This window comes from Nitratidesulfovibrio sp. SRB-5 (assembly GCF_019931275.1).
Classification (GTDB): Bacteria; Desulfobacterota; Desulfovibrionia; order Desulfovibrionales; family Desulfovibrionaceae; genus Cupidesulfovibrio.
This window is the reverse complement of the sequence record NZ_JAIOTY010000001.1, coordinates 78,857-96,433: the sequence shown is the minus strand read 5'-3', so window position 1 is coordinate 96,433 and position 17,577 is coordinate 78,857. Positions and strand designations below refer to the sequence as shown.

At 69.0% G+C, this 17,577-nt stretch carries 9 protein-coding genes and 1 tRNA gene; 7 read left to right on the top strand and 3 right to left on the bottom strand.

Annotation, left to right across the window (positions count from 1 at the left end):
* Nucleotides 1–117: 117 nt before the first annotated feature.
* Together K6142_RS00335 and K6142_RS00330 are read left to right on the top strand one after the other, a co-directional pair.
* Nucleotides 118–2,871 carry a glycosyltransferase gene (locus K6142_RS00335; RefSeq protein WP_223290245.1) on the top strand — a complete coding sequence of 918 codons (2,754 nt, stop codon included), beginning with the start codon at nucleotides 118–120 and terminating at the stop codon, nucleotides 2,869–2,871.
* 347 nt (nucleotides 2,872–3,218) lie between these two features.
* Nucleotides 3,219–4,508: an NAD(P)/FAD-dependent oxidoreductase gene (locus tag K6142_RS00330; protein WP_190243946.1), complete on the top strand. Its 1,290-nt coding sequence runs from the start codon at nucleotides 3,219–3,221 to the stop codon at nucleotides 4,506–4,508.
* 202 nt (nucleotides 4,509–4,710) lie between these two features.
* Here the strand turns inward: K6142_RS00330 and K6142_RS00325 are convergent, their stop codons facing one another.
* A complete protein-coding gene (locus tag K6142_RS00325) occupies nucleotides 4,711–5,475 on the bottom strand; it encodes a tetratricopeptide repeat protein (RefSeq protein WP_190243966.1) in 765 nt (254 codons plus the stop codon).
* A 288-nt stretch (nucleotides 5,476–5,763) separates the two neighbouring features.
* On the opposite strand from K6142_RS00325, the gene ehuB reads away from it, so the two are divergent.
* Both ehuB and K6142_RS00315 read left to right on the top strand, forming a co-directional pair.
* The gene (gene ehuB, locus K6142_RS00320; RefSeq protein ID WP_190243945.1) at nucleotides 5,764–6,669 is read left to right on the top strand and encodes an ectoine/hydroxyectoine ABC transporter substrate-binding protein EhuB; all 906 of its coding nucleotides are present in this window, start codon (nucleotides 5,764–5,766) and stop codon (nucleotides 6,667–6,669) included.
* 106 nt (nucleotides 6,670–6,775) lie between these two features.
* Nucleotides 6,776–10,237: a PAS domain S-box protein gene (locus K6142_RS00315; protein ID WP_190243944.1), complete on the top strand. Its 3,462-nt coding sequence runs from the start codon at nucleotides 6,776–6,778 to the stop codon at nucleotides 10,235–10,237.
* 127 nt (nucleotides 10,238–10,364) lie between these two features.
* Here K6142_RS00315 and K6142_RS00310 read toward each other — a convergent pair whose 3' ends face one another.
* Nucleotides 10,365–11,444 carry a hypothetical protein gene (locus K6142_RS00310; RefSeq protein WP_190243943.1) on the bottom strand — a complete coding sequence of 360 codons (1,080 nt, stop codon included), beginning with the start codon at nucleotides 11,442–11,444 and terminating at the stop codon, nucleotides 10,365–10,367.
* 499 nt (nucleotides 11,445–11,943) lie between these two features.
* On the opposite strand from K6142_RS00310, the gene adhE reads away from it, so the two are divergent.
* The 3 genes from adhE to K6142_RS00295 all read left to right on the top strand — a co-directional run bounded on the left by adhE (nucleotide 11,944) and on the right by K6142_RS00295 (nucleotide 17,125).
* Nucleotides 11,944–14,634: a bifunctional acetaldehyde-CoA/alcohol dehydrogenase gene (adhE, locus tag K6142_RS00305; protein WP_223290244.1), complete on the top strand. Its 2,691-nt coding sequence runs from the start codon at nucleotides 11,944–11,946 to the stop codon at nucleotides 14,632–14,634.
* A 466-nt stretch (nucleotides 14,635–15,100) separates the two neighbouring features.
* Nucleotides 15,101–15,880: a DUF2087 domain-containing protein gene (locus K6142_RS00300; protein ID WP_190243942.1), complete on the top strand. Its 780-nt coding sequence runs from the start codon at nucleotides 15,101–15,103 to the stop codon at nucleotides 15,878–15,880.
* A gap of 288 nt (nucleotides 15,881–16,168) precedes the next feature.
* Entirely contained in the window at nucleotides 16,169–17,125 is a 957-nt protein-coding gene (locus tag K6142_RS00295) for an NAD(P)-dependent oxidoreductase (protein ID WP_411722680.1), read from the top strand.
* A gap of 199 nt (nucleotides 17,126–17,324) precedes the next feature.
* On the opposite strand, the gene K6142_RS00290 is transcribed toward K6142_RS00295, so the two are convergent.
* Nucleotides 17,325–17,401: transfer RNA gene (locus K6142_RS00290), tRNA-Met, on the bottom strand.
* Nucleotides 17,402–17,577: the final 176 nt, after the last annotated feature.

Here is a 17,577-nt window from a genome sequence, read left to right as displayed (position 1 = left end):
CCTCCTGCAACACCGACAGGCGATCTGCATACCTGTTCCAGAATCGCCCAACCCGCCGCCGCGCCAAGGCGCTCGCACCGCCCGCGCGGCCCCGGAACCCGCAGGAGGTCGCACCGCATGGCCACTGGCGTCCCCCGTTCCGCACCCCGCACCGCCGCATCCGCGCGTTCCTCTTCTCCGCCCCCCTCGGCGGCCCCGTCCCCAACCCCGCCGCTGTCCATCGACCTGCACGTGCACTCGCGCCACTCCACCCGCCCCTCGCAGTGGATTCTGCAAAAGCTGGGCTGCGCGGAAAGCTACACCGACCCCAGGGCGTTGTACGACATCGCCCGCCGCCGGGGCATGGACCTGGTCACCATCACCGACCACAACACCCTGGCGGGCAGCCTAGAAATCGCCCACCTCGACCACACCTTCGTCAGCGAGGAAATCACCGCCTATTTCCCCGAAGACCGCTGCAAGATCCACGTGCTGGCCTGGGACCTGACGGAAGCCCACCACGCCGACATCACCCGCCTGCGCGAGAACATCTACGACCTGGTGGACTACCTGACCGTGTCGGGCATCCCCCATGCCTGCGCCCACGCCATGTACTCGCTGAACGAGCGCCTGACCCTGGACCACATGGAACGGCTGCTGCTGCTGTTTCGGGTGTTCGAGCTGAACGGCTCGCGCGACGACTTCCAGAACGGCATCCTGCGGGCCATCGTGCAGGGGCTGACCCCGGCGGACATGGACGCCATGGCCGACCGGCAGGACATGGCCCCGCGCATGGAACGGGCGTGGACAAAGCACCTCATGGCCGGGTCGGACGACCATTCCTCGCTGAACATCGCCCGCAGCCACACCAGCATCGAAGGGGTTTCCGGCGTGGGGCACGGCCGCGTGCGCGAGGCCCTGCGCGGGGTGATGGAGGGGCGCGGCACGCCGCACGGCAGCGCCGCCACCCCGGTGACCATGGCCCACAACCTGTACGCCATCGCCTACCAGTTCTATAAGCAGCGCTTCGGTCTGGGCCGCCACGTCAACCGCGACACGGTGCTGCGCTTCGCCGACAGGGTGCTGACCGGCGCGCCGGAACCGGAAGGCGGCCTGCTGACCAGGCTGCACGGCCTCATCGGGTACCGCCGCCCCCGGCTGTCCTTTTCCGCGTCCACCCCGCGCACCGTGCAGGACCACCTGCAAACGGAAGCGGCGGAGATCATCCGCCGCGACCCGGAGTTGCGAGCCCTGCTGGACGGCCCCGCCGCCGACATCACCGGCGAACGCACCGAACAGGCCTGGATGCGCTTTGCCGACCAGGCCTCGGAAAAGGTGCTGCGCACCTTTGCCGATACCCTGCTGGACAACGCCATGGGCGCGGACCTGTTCAGCGTGTTCAACGTGGTGGGCTCCGCCGGGTCGCTCTACGCCATCCTGGCCCCGTACTTCGTGGGGTACACCCTGTTCACCAAGGACCGTGCCTTTGCCCGCGCCTGCCGCGACCACTTCCTGCCGCACGCGGCAGAGGCCGTGCCCGGCGCGCCGGGGCAGGCTGGCGCCTCGTCCGGCGCGTGCGGTACCCGGCCCCATCCCCCCCATGTGACGGACACGGACGAATGGCACGCCACGGGCCGCCTGCACGTGGGCCACTTCACCGACACCTTCTACGACGTCAACGGCGTGGCCCGCACCCTTCAGATGCAACTGGACATCGCCCGCCGCAACGACAAGCGGTTGCAGGTCATCACCTGCGCGCCCGACGGCGTGGCCGACCCGGAACTGGCCCACCGCTCCGACGTATTCACCTTTTCGCCCATCGGGTCGTTCGCCATGCCGGAGTACCCCGGCCTTGCCCTGTATTACCCGCCGGTGCTGAAGATGCTGGACCACTGCTACCGGCAGGGATTCACCCACCTGCACTCGGCCACGCCCGGCCCGGTGGGGCTGGTGGCGCTGGCGGCGGCGCGCATCCTGCGTCTGCCCATTCACGCCACCTACCACACCGCCTTCCCGCAGTACGTGATGATGCTGACCGAGGACGCCGGGCTGGAAGAAGCCATGTGGCGGTACATGATCTGGTACTACAACCAGATGGACCGGGTGTACGTGCCCTCGCACGCCACCGGCGACGAACTGGCGGAACGGGGCATCGCACGCGAACGCATCGCCTTCTACCCGCGCGGCATCGACACCCAAACCTTCACCCCGGCCCGCCGCAACGGGTTCTTCAGCCGATACGACGGCACCGCCGTGACCCTGCCGCGCACCTTCCCGAACAGCCAGGATGCCCGCGCCGCAGGTCCGGGCAGGACGGCCCCGCGCGACGCGGCCCAGCCGGTGCGCTTCCTGTACGTGGGGCGCCTGTCGCGCGAAAAGAACCTGCACGTGCTGGCCGACGCCTACCGGCTGGTGGCCACCCGCGCCGCGCACCTGCGGCTGGTGCTGGTGGGCGACGGACCGGCTCGCGCCGAGCTGGAAGAAACCCTGCGCGGCCTGCCGGTCACCTTCACCGGCTACCTCACCGGAGACGACCTGGCCAACGCCTACGCCTCGTCGGATATCTTCGTGTTTCCCTCCGGCACCGACACCTTCGGCAACGTGGTACTGGAGGCGCAGGCCTCCGGCCTGCCGGTGGTGGTCACCGACAAGGGCGGGCCGCAGGAAAACCTGTTGCCGGGGCGCACCGGGGCCATCGTGCCGGAAGGAGACGCCACGGCCATGGCCCGGGCCATGCTGGACATGGCCGCCGACCCGGCCCGGCTGGACGCCATGCGGGCCGATGCCCGCTCCTACGCGGAAAGCCGGTCCTTCGAGGCCGCCTTCCTGCAACAGTGGGCCATGTATCGCGACCGCGACCACGACCACGACCACGACCGTAGTGCCGCATAGACGCTGGGCGCAACTGCAACCGGCCTCAGAGGCCGTGCCTTTACATCGCCTTCAGCCCGACCCTTCCCGCACGCCGCCCCGCATTCCGCATGGAGTGCGGGGCGGTCGCGTTGCCGGAACCACCCCGGCACTGCCATGCGACCGCCCCGAATGTGCCCCGAATGTACACCGTACGTGCCCCGGAAAGGCGAGCAACAGTGGAACAGGCCTGCACAGGCGGAACGGCCTTGTCGCCCTGCCCGTCCGGACCGTCCTGCCTTCCCCGACCGTCCTGACCGCCGCGTTGCCGCGCCCCGCATCCGCTGCTACGGTGGGGCCACCATTCCCACCCCATCCAAGGAGACCCCATGGCCCGCCTGCTGCTGCTCGGCGCGGGGCACGCCCACCTCGACGCCATCCGCGCCATTCCGGCGCTGGTGGCGCGGGGGCATACGGTGACCGTGGCCGGGCCCGGCCCCTGCCACTGCTATTCCGGCATGGGCCCCGGCGTGCTGGGCGGCACATATGCGCCGCAGGCCATGGCCCTGCCGGTGCGGCGCATGGTGCAGGCGGCGGGGGGCACCTTCGTCACCGACACGGCGGTGCGCATCGACGCGCCGGGACATGCCGTGCACTTCGCCTCCGGCCTGCGGCTGGAATACGAGGTGTGCTCGTGCAACGTGGGGTCGCTGGTGGCGCATATCCTGCCGGGTGGCGATGGCGTCAACGGCAGCACTGTCGGCGCGCCCCCATCCCCCGTGACGCTACCCGTGCTATCGGTAAAGCCCATCGAAAACCTGTACCGGGCCCGGCAGACGCTGCTGCGGCTGGCTGCGCACGGCGCGGTGGATGTGCTGGTGGCGGGCGGCGGTCCAGCCGCGCTGGAGGTGGCCTGCAACGCGGCGGTGTGCCTTGCCCGCGCGCGGGGCAACGCCGCCCCCGTTGTTCCCGGCGGCGATTCGGTCACCCTGGTGGCCGGGCGCGGGCTGCTGCCGGGCCTGCCGGAACGGGCACGCGACCTGTGCCGCACGGTGACCGCCGCGCGCGGGGTGCGCATCATCGAGGGCGCGCGGGTTCTGGAAACCACACCAGAAGGGGCACTGCTGGACGATGGCCGCAGCCTGCCCGCCCATGTGGTGCTGCTGGCTACCGGAGTGGCCCCGCCGCCGCTGTTCGCGGCATCGGGCCTGATTGGCAGGGCAAACGGCGGGCCTGATGGCGAGGCGGACGGCGGGCTGGCGGTGAACGCGCACCTTCAGTCTATCGCCCATCCGGACCTGTTCGGCGGGGGCGACTGCATTCACTTCACCCCGGCGCCATTGCCCCGCGTGGGTGTGCACGCCGTACGCCAGGGCCCGGTGCTGGCCGCCAATCTGGGCACCCGCCTGGACGCGCATGCGCGGCACGCCGCCAATGCGGCCCCGGCATCCGGCCAGCCGCCCCTTGTCCCGTACATCCCCCGGCCCGGCCATCTGCTGGTGCTGGATACCGGCGCGGGCACGGGGGTGCTGCACCGCCCGCTGGGCGGCGGCGCGCTGTGCTTCGGTGGGCGCCTGGCCTTCCTGGTCAAACGGGCCATCGACACCCGGTTCCTGCGAAGCCATCTGCCGCCCGGCGGCACCCTGCCCGGTGAATGTCCGTGGGACGCCCCGGCATGAACCGACAGAACTGGCATGAGCTGGCCTGAGCTGACAGTTTCCGCCAGTTTCCGGCGGACAATGGCATATCCCCCGCGCGGCCACAGGGACGCAACGGGTAAACCCCGTCCCCCGCAACGCACGAAGGCCGCCACATCATGTGGCGGCCTTCGTCGTGCCCGTGCGTCGTGCCCGGTGGAAAGCTGCGCGGCGCCCTGCCCGGCTAACCGGAACAGGCCTGGCCGCCGCAGAAGGTCAGAAAGCGCTGCGCCTCGGTAAAGTCGGGCCGCATGGCCAGAGCCCTGGTCAGGTGCTGCACGCAGGCGCCGGTGTCGCCCTTGTCGAAGTGCACCCGCGCGATGTTGAAATGCAGGTGCTCGTCCTCGTGGCATTCCAGCGCCTTGTGGTAGAACCGCAGCGAATCGTCGAAGTGCCCGTTCTTGCGCAGGCTGATGCCGAACTTGTTGAAACGCACCCGGTGCTCCATCAGGAACGCCTCGTCGCTGCCCATCAGCACGTGCAGCACCTTGCGCAGCCGGGCCGTGTCCTTCTTTTCCGCGTACACCTCGCCCAGGCCGAAATTGGCGGGCACGTTCAGGTCGTCGATCATCAGGGCCTTGATGAACGCCTTTTCCGCTTCGTCCAGACGCAGTTCCGCCAGGCAGGCCTCGCCCTCGACCAGCTTGCGATGCAGTGATGTCAGCGCGGGCACCGTGTGGTTCTTGTAATACATCGGCTCCGGCATGTAATTACGAAGAAATTCAAGCTCTTCCATGGGATTGCGGATACCCGATGGCACATGGTGCACGTTGAGCGGCTGCACTTCGCAGATGGCAGCATCCAGTTTGCGCGCATACCAATAGGTAACCTGACGCTGCTGCGAGGCGGTGCCGCCTATGCCAACCATGGCATCCTGCTGCAACGAATAAACGCCAAGTATGATCGGATACTGTTCGTCGTGCACGGGTGCTCCCCTGCTGCGCGCCATGGCGCGACCGGTGTCCTGCCCTCCCCGGGCAGTGGATTGTCGCATACTTCATTTCCTTACCCGCCATGTCAAGACCGTTGCGCACCATTGCGGGCTCCCATGCTCCACATGTCGGGCTAACCCTACCTTCTCCATGGGAAAGCACCGGCAAAGGTGCGGAACCCCCCAATTGACGCCGCGCCATTCCGCGGCAAAGAATAATGTTCCGCTACGCTGGCATATGGCACAGCGACGGCAATACCGTCTCCGGCATGCGCCCCGCGCGCCGCGCCACAGGACACGTACTCCATGCCCAGATTTCCCCGCTCCGCCCCCTCGTTGCTCGGCGTCATCGCCGTGGTCTGCGCGGTGACGCCCCTGCTCTACGCGCTGCTGGAACTGCCCGACCCGGACAATGCGGCATGGCGTGGGGGCACCATTCGGGTGGGCTACGCCCTTGAACCCCCGTACGCCTACCTCACCCCGGAAGGCACCGTGACCGGCGAGGCCCCGGAAGTGGCCCGCGCCGCGCTGACCCGCGCGGGCATCACCCGGGTGCGCTGGGTGCTCGGCGACTTCAACGCCCTGATCCCGGACCTGCTGGCCGGGCATATCGACATGATCGCGGCGGGCATGTTCATCACGCCCGACAGGACCGCCCGCGTCGCCTTTTCGCTGCCCACCAGCTCCGTGGGGCAGGGGCTGCTGGTGCGGCGCGGCAACCCGCGCGGCCTGCACGACTACGCATCCCTTGCCGAGCGCAGCGATGTCACCCTTGCCGTGCTGGACGGTGCGGTGGAACATCGCCAGTTGCTGCTGCTGGGTATGCCCGCCGAAAGGCTGTTCCCCGTGGCCGATGCGCACGCGGGCATGACCGCCGTGCGCAAGGGCCGCGTGGACGGTCTGGCCCTTTCCGGCCCCACGGTGGTACTGTTGGCCCGACAGCACCCCGAAGAACTGGAGTCCGCGCATCCCTTCGCCCAGCCGGTCATCAACGGCAAATCCGTGGCCGGGTTGTGCGCCTTTGCCTTTCGCAAGGAGGACGCACCCCTCGCGGACAGGGTGAACGAGCAGTTGCGCGCCTTCATCGGCACACCGGAGCACCTTGCCCTGGTGCGGCCCTTCGGCTTTGATGGTTCCACCCTGCCCCCCTGGTCCGTTCCCGGCACGCCGCACGGGCAGGACGGACGAAACGGGCCAGGCCCCGGCCAGTGAGCGGCACCGGGCCGCCGCCGCATCCTCCGGTTGCGTGAATCCTGCTCCCCGCGTCGCCACACCACGTCCGTCGCACCACACCCGCCACCTCCACAGGGTCCGCCGCATGACCAGACGCCCCGCCATCTCGCAGAGCCGCAACATCGCCATCGCCGGAGGCATCATGGCGCTGGTCTGCTCGGGCATCCTGCTGCTGTGGGTGAACCACGGCTGGCACGCCAGCCTGCGTGGTTTTCTGCCGGTGGTGAAGGCGCTGCGCATCGCCAGGGCCGACCTGCTGAAGGGCCAGCTGGCCGCCGAGCGCCAGTTGGCGGGCGACGCCGACATTCCCCCCGGCATCCACGGCGCCTACTTCGAACAGGGAGCAGGCAGGCTGTACGATGCCGTTGACGAACTGCTGGCCCCCGGCGGCAGCGCCCTGCCCGCCCTTTCGGCCATCCGGCCCTTTCAGGAGGACGCCCCGGAAATGCTGGTGGCCCAGTTGCGCATCTACGCAGACGGCATCAGCGCCCTCAACCGCACCACCAACGCCCGGCTCGCGGCCCCGCGCGGAGAACATCCCCTGCTGGTGCTGGAGCAGCGCCGCGCCTTCACCGAACTGGACCGGCTGGGCGATGCGCTGGAGCGCAGCGTGTTCTCCCGCTTCGTGGAGGACGCCGAGCGCCAGAGCCGCCTGACCCGCGTGGTCTTCGTGCTGTGGATGATCTTTCTGTGCGGGCTTACCCTGCTGTTCAAGATCGCCGCCGACCGCCGCCGCGCCGCCGAAATGGCCCTGGTGGACAGCGAAGAGCGCTGGCAGTTTGCCCTGGAGGGCCCCGGAGACGGTGTGTGGGACTGGAACATCCGCACCGGCCAGGTGTTCCTGTCCCCCCGCTGGAAGGGGCTGCTGGGCTACGAAGAAAACGAGATAGGCACCTCGCCCCGCGAATGGGAAGGCCGCGTCCACCCCGACGACAGGCAGCGGGTGCAGGCCGACATGGACATGCATCTTTCCGGCGCCACCGACACCTACCAGTCGGAATACCGCATGCGGCGCAAGGACGGCGCTTACATCTGGGTGCTGGCCCGCGGCAGGGTGATGTCCCTGGCGGAAGACGGCACGCCGCTGCGCTTCGTGGGCACCCATTCCGACATCACCGCCCGCCGCCAGGCCGAGGAAGCCCTGCGCGCCAGCCGCGAAAACCTGGCCGTCACCCTGCGCTCCATCGGCGATGCGGTGATGGCCACCGACCGGGCCGGACGCATCACCCTGATGAACCCGGTGGCCGAGCGGCTGACCGGCTGGCCCTTTGCCGCCGCCAAAGGGCGGCACATCGGAGAAGTCTTCGTCATCGTGGCGGGCCGCACGCGTGACCCCGTGCCCGACCCGGTGGCGCAGGCGGTAGGCACCGGCAAGGTGGTGGAACTGACCAACGACACCCTGCTGCTGGCCCGCGACGGCGCGGAATACCAGATCGCGGACAGTGCCGCCCCCATCCACGACGCGGCGGGCGAAATCACCGGCGCGGTGCTGGTGTTCACCGACGTCAGCGCCCAGTACGCGGCGCGCCGCCAGTTGCTGGCCAGCGAGCGGCAGTTCCGCGCGGCCATCGAGGAAGCGCCCGTGCCGGTGATGATCCACGACGAGGACGGCACCGTGCTGGCCCTGAACCGCAGCTGGTGCGAATTTTCCGGCTACACCCCCGGCGACGTGCCCACCCTGGCCCGCTGGGAAGAACTGGCCATGCAGGGCGAGCCGGTGCACGTGGCCGATGCGGATGCGGACGCGGGCCCTGGTGGCCAACAGGACGGACTGGACGGACAGGGCGGGCAGGGCGGGCAGGCACCCGGCAGGGCAGCCGACCAGACCAGCAGCATCACGGCGGGCGGCACCACGGCGGGCGGCACCGGCCACCCCACCAGCGATACCGACACGCTGTACGCCCTTGGCGCACGCAGGGCCGACGGCGAACACCCGGTGACCTGCGCCGACGGCTCGGCCAGGGTGTGGGACTTCAGTTCCGCCCCGCTGGGCTCGCTGCCCGATGGCCGCCGCGCGGTGATTCGCATGGCCGTGGACGTTACCGGGCGCAAGGAAGCGGAAGCCGCCCTGCTGCGCGAAAAGGGCGCGGCGGAAGCCGCCAACCTGGCCAAGTCCGAATTCCTGGCCAACATGAGCCACGAAATACGCACCCCGCTCAACGGCGCGCTGGGCATGCTGCAACTGCTGCACACCACCACCCTGGACGACGAGCAGCAGGACTACCTGACCAGCGCCATCACCTCGGCCCGGCGGCTTACCCAGCTGCTGTCCGACGTGCTGGACCTTTCGCGGGTGGAAGCGGGCAGGCTGGCCCTGCGCGCCGCGCCCTTCGCGCTGGAAGGGGTGGCCGGGTCCATCCGCGACATCTTTCTGCTGCCCGCGCGCGAAAAGGAACTGGAACTGGACATCCGGCTGGACCCGCGCCTGCCCGCGCGACTGGTGGGCGACGAGGCCCGGCTGCGCCAGATCGCCTTCAACCTGGTGGGCAACGCCATAAAATTCACCGATACGGGCTCGGTGACCGTGGAACTGACCCCGCTGGGCCTGCCCCCGGCTGCGCGCACCGCCGGGAACGCAGCAGACGACGCGACCGGCGGCCCGGCGGGAAACACCCCGGCCCACCGGCCCGCCCAGCTGCGCCTGCTGCTGGAGGTGCGCGACACCGGCATCGGCATTCCGGAATCGCATCTGGAACGCATTTTCGAGCCGTTCAGCCAGCTGGACGGCTCGCACGTGCGGCGGCACGGCGGGGCGGGGCTGGGCCTGTCCATCGTGCGGCGGCTGGTGGCCCTGATGGGCGGCGAACTTTCGCTGGAAAGCACGCCGGGGACAGGCACCACCATCTTCATCTCGCTGCCCTTTGGCGCCTTGTGGGATGCCGACGGCGCGGACCGGGCACCCGCGCGCGGGCCGTTCGCCCTGCCGGACGCCACCGGCCCCACCGGAACGAACGAATCCGGCACGGCAGTCGGACATGACGACGCCGGCGGCAGTGACGGCGGGATGGCCATGCCCGCCCGCCACGCCGATGTTTCCGCCCTGCCCCGGGGCATGGCACGGTCCGGCAAGGACCATGCCGGGCTGCGCGGCGCAACGCCCGCGCAGCAGGCGGAACCGGTCCCCGCCAACGCCGCGCCGCCGGAATACCAGGCCGGGCTGCATGTGCTGCTGGTGGAGGACGATGCCGTGAACCAGCTTGCCGTGCGGCGCATGCTGGAAAAGTCGGGCATGACGGTAACCCTGGCCACCGACGGCCAGCAGGCGCTGGACGCCCTGCACCACGCCGCGTTCGACTGCGTGGTCATGGACGTGCAGATGCCGGTCATGGACGGGCTGACGGCCACCCGCGCCATCCGCACAGACCCGGCCTTCTCCGCCCGCGCGGCCATACCCGTGGTGGCCATGACCGCCCACGCCATGGTGGGCGACCGCGAATCCTTCCTGGAAGCGGGCATGGACGACTACGTATCGAAACCCGTGGAAATGAGCGGACTGCGGCAGGCCATCCTGCGCGCCATGCAGGCGCGGCACGGCTCATCGAAATAGCCGCCGCAACACGCGCCACACGGCAGGTTGCGGCAACGCGCACCGGGACAAACCGGGGCAAAGCGAAGGTTTTCCACTTCGGCCCGTGCATTTCCTGCCCCAGGCACCCAGGCAGGAGCCTTCGCCCTCAGCACGAATAGGTGGTGCGCGCCACGGGCATGAGTCCGCGCAGCACGGAAAAGCCGTGCCCGGCGCGGGAAAAGGCGTGGCCGTCCAGACTCACGGCATCGGCGGTGAAACCCATGCGCAGCGGCACGAGGTCGGTGGGCGTGGTGCCGCACAGGCTTTCCCGAAAGCCGGGGCCAAGGGCCAGGCGTCCGGGCTGGCGCACCTGCCTGCCGGTGGCGGCGGCCCAGCGGGCGCAGTCCGGACAGCAGGCGGGCCAGGCGGCCGCGCCGGACATGCTCGGGTCTGACGTGTTCGGGCCATTCCCGCCACCACCATCCTCCCCCGGCCCCGCATCCGCCACGGCCTTGCAGGTCACCACCACCTTGTCGGTGGCGGTGGTCAGGGCGGTCACGTTGCCTGCCTCGTCGAATTGCAACGAGTTCAGGTCGGCGGCCATGCCGCCCTCGGGGTCGGTGTCGAAGGCCAGCACCGTGCCCACCGGTGTCCTGGCCTCGAAGGGGGCGTCCGGCTCGAACGAGCGCAGCGCGCCCGATTCGTGGAACGAAAACCCCACGCTGACGCTGGCCGGTCCCTGCGGGGTGGCGATGGTCACCCGCTCGCCGGGCCACAGGGTGACGCTGCGCAACGCCCCGGACGGAAAGAAGTGCACCGAGATTATCCGCGCACTGACCACGCCGATGGGCGTTTCCATGCGTTGCGGCCCGGCCAGGGCAGTTTCGTTCTCCACGCTCCAGTAGGCGGAAATCTTGCCGTCCAGCGGAAACACCCGGCGCAGCTGGCCGCCGGGATGAAAGGTGACCCGCTCCGCCGCCATGGGGCCCACGGGCGTTTCGATCACCGCCTTTTCCTGCAACGACACCGCCTTCAGCCCGCCGCCGGGGTGCAACTCCACCGGCTGCACCCGCTGCCTGCGGGGGTCTTCCGGCTCGTACTGGGGCACCAGCACGCCCGCCGGGCTGGCCAGCTCCACCCGTTCCACCAACAACACCTCTGCCGGACTGCCGTCCGGATGGAGGCACTGCACCACCGCGTCCGGAACCGCCGTGACGTCCGGCTGCGCTGTCCGATGGTCGCTCATGTGGCCTCCCTGGCTGTTCCGTTGCCGCATTTGAGGGGCTGCCGCCGCCCGAAAGCGCTGACATCCCGCAGGCGGGCGCACGCGCCCCGCCTGCCTATTGCCGAAAACGTGAATTCACACCCATAGCATGCCAAACCCGTGACCATCCGTCGAGGGGCAAAGGGCTTCCCCCACTCCGAGCGGGCTGCGCCGCCATTACACACAACACCACATCACTCTGAATTTTCATGAAGTGTTATTCAGAAAAACCCAACCACAGGACAGATTCACAAAATCATCACAATGCGCGTCACTGGCAAGGCCACCACACCGGCACGCTCCCATTCCGGACCATGCCGGTCTTGACGCCCTTGCCCATGAATGGTTGCATGCACAAATATAGACGCAACCTCCGCCCATCCCGACACGGCGGCGGCCACGGGCAACCCGCAAGCGGCGCAACGGACGCCGGAACCCGTCCGCCGGGCAGGCACCGCCTTCCCGTCGGCAAGGAGCCCCCATGAGCAAGAAGCCCAACGCACAGGACGCGAAACCGGTCGCCACGCCGGACGCCACTTCCCTGAACGACATCGCCCCGAACAGCATCTCAGTCGACGACATCGTCACCCGCGTGAACGAGGCGCAGCGCGCCTTCGCCAACTTCACCCAGCAGCAGGTGGACGCCATCTTCCACGCCGCCGCTGCCGCCGCCACGGCCCAGCGCATCCACCTTGCCCGCATGGCCGTGCAGGAAACGGGCATGGGCATTCTGGAGGACAAGGTGATCAAGAACCACTTCGCCTCGGAATACATCTACAGCAAGTACAAGGACGAAAAGACCTGCGGGGTCATCCGCGACGACCCGGCCTACGGCTACCGCGAGGTGGCCGCGCCCATCGGGGTCATCGCGGGCATCATCCCCACCACCAATCCCACCTCCACCACCATCTTCAAGGCGCTGCTGGCGCTGAAGACGCGCAACGGCATCATCTTCGCGCCGCACCCGCGCGCCGCGAAATCCACGGTGGAGGCCGCGCGCATCGTGCACGAGGCCGCCGTGGCCGCTGGCGCGCCGCGCGGGGTCATCGGCTGGGTGGAAGCGCCCACGCCCGACCTTACCCGCCAGATCATGCAGCACCGGGGCGTGGCGCTGATACTGGCCACCGGCGGGCCGGGCATGGTGCATGCCGCCTACAGCTCGGGCAAGCCCGCCATCGGCGTGGGCGCGGGCAACACCCCGGTGGTGGTGGACGCCACCGCCAACGTGAAGATGGCGGTGAACTCCATCATCCTGTCGAAAACCTTCGACAACGGGATGATCTGCGCCTCCGAGCAGGCGGTGATCGTGGAGGACACGGCGGCGGACGCGGTGAAGGCCGAATTCGCGGCGCGCGGCTGCCACTTTGCCTCGCCGCAAGAGGCAGAGGCCCTTGCGGGCGTGGTGTTCACCGACGGCAGGATCAACGCGGCCATCGTGGGCCGATCGGCGGCGGAAATCGCGGCCATGGCGGGCATCACCGTGCCGCCGACCACCAAGATCCTCATTGCGGAACGCGACGCCATCGACCCGCTGGACCCGTTCGCGCACGAAAAGCTTTCTCCCGTGCTGGGCTTCTACCGCGCGCCCGACTTCGCCGCCGCCGTGGACATGGCCCAGCGCCTGGTGGAGCTGGGCGGGGCCGGGCACACCTCGGTGCTGTACACCGACGAGGCCAACCGCGAGCGCATCGTCCACTTCCAGAACGTGCTGACCACCGGGCGCACCCTGGTCAACATGCCCTCGTCGCAGGGCGCCATCGGCGACGTGTACAACTTCGAACTGGCGCCCTCGCTGACGCTGGGCTGCGGCTCGTGGGGGGGCAATTCCGTCAGCGAAAACATCGGGGTGAAGCATCTCATGAACGTGAAGACCGTGGCCGAACGGCGCGAGAACATGCTGTGGTTCCGGGTGCCCCCGAAAATCTACTTCAAGATGGGGGCGCTGCGCCTGGCGCTGGAAGACATGCGCGACAGGAAGCGCGCCTTCATCGTTACCGACCGCACCATGGAAGACCTGGGCCACGTGGGCAAGGTGACCGCCGTGCTGGAAAAGCTGGGCATCCAGTTCCGGGTGTTCAGCGACGTGAAGCCCGACCCCGACCTGTCCGGCACCTACGCGGCGCTCGATTCCATCCGCGCCTTCCAGCCGGACATGTTCATCGCCCTCGGCGGCGGCTCGCCCATGGACGCGGCCAAGATCATGTGGCTGATGTACGAGCAGCCGGACCTGAAGTTCGAGGAAATTTCCCTGCGCTTCATGGACATCCGCAAGCGGGTCCATGCCTTTCCGGCGCTGGGCAAGAAGGCGGTGATGGTCGCTGTGCCCACCACCTCGGGCACCGGGTCGGAGGTGACGCCCTTCGCGGTCATCACCGACGACGCCACGGGCATGAAGTACCCCATTGCCGACTACGAACTGACGCCGGACATGGCCATCGTTGACCCGGAATTCGTCATGGACATGCCGAAGACGCTTACCGCCCATTCCGGGCTGGACGCACTGACCCACGCGGTGGAGGCCTTCACCTCCACCTATGCCAACAACTTCAGCGACGGCAACGCGCTGGAGGCCGTCCGGCTGGTCTTCAAGTACCTGCGCCGGGCGTACAATGATGGCGCGCGCGACGTGATGGCCCGCGAAAAGATGCACTATGCGGGCACCATCGCGGGCATGGCCTTCGCCAACGCCTTCCTGGGGGTGTGCCATTCCATGGCGCACAAGCTGGGGGCCGCGTTCCACATGCCGCACGGCCTTGCCAACGCGCTGCTGCTTTCGCACGTCATCGAGTACAACGCCACCGACACCCCCACCAAGCAGGGGCTGATGCCGCAGTACCGCTACCCCTTCGTCAAGGGGCGCTACGCGCGCATCGCCGACATGCTGGGGCTGACCGAAGGCTGCGGCGACGACCGCGACCGCAAGGTGGCCCGGCTGGTGCAGGCCATTGAAAAACTGAAGGCCGACCTGAACGTTCCCGGCTCGCTGCGCGAGGCGGGCATTGCCGAGGCGGACTTTCTGGAGCGGGTGGACCTGCTGGCCGAACAGGCCTTCGACGACCAGTGCACCGGCGGCAACCCGCGCTACCCGCTGATCGCCGAAATCCGCGAACTGTACCTGAAGGCGTACTACGGTGCGCCGCTGGCCTCGCTGCCCCCCGCCAAGGCGGGGTAGCCGGGGAACAAGGCGCAATGCATGCCCGACGGGGCGGACCAGCCGAAAGCTGGACCGCCCCCCTTTTGCATGGCACGGACCAGCCGAAAGCTGGACCGCCCCCCTTTTGCATGGCACGGGCCAGCCGAAAGCTGGACCGCCCCCCTTTTGCATGGCACGGACCAGCCGAAAGCTGGACCGCCCCGTTTCGAATGACACGGACCCGCCGAAAGCCGGGCCGCCCCGTATCGCATGGCGCGCCCACCTCACCGGCTGGCCCGCCCGCGGCGCTGCCCCCCCCGGCTTGAAAAACCCCGCGCCCCGGTGTAGACCCTGAACCGGTCGGCAGTTCACCAAGGCGTCACTGTCCCCCTGCGGGAAGCTAAACCTGCCATCTCTCCATCCCGACACGCACCTGCCTCGTGCCGCGTCGAAAGCCAGTGACCATCGACACCCCATCCGGATCGGCACGTCGAGAGGATAGGTGATGTCCAGACCCCGCTTTCCCTTCATCGCCAAGGACGTATCCGCGCTGGCCCGTTCGCTGCAACGCGAACTGGCGGCGTGCGCCATGCCGTCGGAGTCGGCCAACCTGACCGACGGAGCGCCGAACAACCCCGGCGGCTCCGCCGGCGATGCCCCGCGCATTCCCGCGAATGCCCCCGGCGCGGGCAATGCACCGGTCGCGCCCCGTACGGCAGGCGCGCACGGCACGGGCCGCACCAACCCCCGCGACCCCGGCCACATCAGCCATGTCCAGTTGCTGAACATGCTGGTCCGCGCCGTAGGCTACCGCAACTTCCAGCACTATCGCGCCCAGTTCGCGGCGCAGGAACGGCTTCAGCGCCTTGCCGCGCCGGAACCCGCCGCCCCGGAAGAACCGGTGGACCTGCGCCGCGTGGAGCGCGCCGCCCGCCACTTCGGCCCGGACGGGCTGCTGGCCCGCTGGCCCGGCAAGGTCAGCCTGCAACGGCTCTGCCTGTGGTGGGTGTGGTCGCGCCTGCCCGCCGGACAGGAACTGACCGGCACCCGGATGGACGACACCCTGCGCGCCTGCCATCACTTCGGCGACCATGCCCTGTTGCGCCGCTGGCTGTGCGACCTGGGCATGGCCACCCGCACCCCGGATGGCCGCCAGTACCGCCGCGTGGAACAGCGCCCCCCGCAGGAGGCGCTTGCCCTGCTTCAGCACCTGCGGGACCGTGAGCGGCTCGCGCGACAGGCGGGCCACACCCGGCAAATCGGACGCGGCGTGACGGCGGCATAGGGCGCACTGCCCGCGCGGCGCGCACGAACCACACGGACCCGACGGACCCGACGGGCCACACAGGCCGCCAAAGGCGGCATGCCCGTCACTGCCGTCCCAACGGCGGCACTCCACCCCGCCCCCCACAAGCAAGGCGGACCGCACGCCCCCCCCGTTCGCACGGGCACGGGTCGCACGGTCCGCCTTTTCGTATTGTAAAGCGCGCCAAGCATCCTATATTGAACGAAGGGCGCCATCCCCTGCGGCGGGCGCGGCACGGGTGTGCGCCATCGCCAGCCCCGTCCGCGCATGTCTTCCAGCACAGGGCTCACACCGGGCCACATCCGGGCACTTCCGGCCACATCGGGGAGCCAACCAGCATCGCAAGCAAGGAGCACCATCATGTCGCATATCGCCATACTGGGCCTTGGAGCCATGGGCAGGCGCATGGCCGCCAACCTGTTGAAGGCCGGGCATCAGGTCACCGTCTGGAACCGCACCGCCAGGGCGGCGGAGCCGCTGCTGGCCCTGGGCGCCACGCAGGCCGCCACCCCCAGGGAAGCCGCCGCCGGGGTGGACTTCGTGCTGGCCATGGTGCGCGACGACGCGGCATCCGCCGGGGTCTGGCTGGACCCCGAAACCGGCGCCTTCGCGGGCATGCGGCCCGGCGCCATCGCCATGGACAGCTCCACCCTGTCGGTGGACTGGATCAAGAAGCTGGGCGCGGAGGCGGCCAACCGAGGCGTGACCCTGCTGGAAACCCCTGTCTCCGGGTCGCTGCCGCAGGCCGACGCCGCGCAGCTCATCTTTCTGGTGGGCGGCAACGCGGACGCCTGCAAGCAGGCCGAAGCGGTGCTGCTGGCCATGGGCAGCGCGGTGAACCACACGGGTGAAATCGGCACGGGCGCGCTGACCAAGCTGGCAACCAACGCCCTGCTGGGCGTCCAGGTGACCGCCATCGCCGAACTGATCGGCATGCTGCGCCGCAACGGCGCGGACGCCCAGAAGATCATGGGCATCATCGCCGGCACGGCGGTGTGGAGCCCCTACGCCCAGCGGGCCATTGGCGCGCTGCTTTCGGGCGAGGCGCCCGTGATGTTTCCTGTCGAGCTGGTCGAAAAAGACTTCGGCTACGCGCTGGAGGCCGCCGGTTCTCCCGATGCCGCGCCCACCATCGCCGCCGCGCGCTCGGTGTTCCGGCGCGGCATGGACGAGGGCCTTGGCGACGCCAACCTGACCAGCGTGGTGGCGCTGTTCCGGAAGTAGCGCCGGGGAGCCGGGGGCTGGGGGCAGATGCGGTCGGGTGACGTGGCACCATGGCCGGAAGGCGCCGAGCCAATCTCCGCACATTTTGCGGCGATTGGCGCCGTATTCACCGCACCACGCATGCTCGTGCAAATATCCTGCGAAAACGTGACAAAAAACAGAGAAGGCCCTGAAAGTTGCCTTTCAGGGCCTTCAAATATGGTTGCGGGGGCCGGATTTGAACCGACGACCTTCGGGTTATGAGCCCGACGAGCTACCGAGCTGCTCCACCCCGCGTCACCTGCGGTATTCGGGTCCGACGGCGTTGGCAGGGCCTTGCCGTCGGGTCGTTAGAAGTATGCCCGTCGCCCCCCGGTGTCAACAGAAAACTGAAAAAAGATCGGGGGAGAGCAACAACACACTGACACAGATGGATAAAAACTTTCGCGAAAACCTGCTTTCGCGCGGGTCGG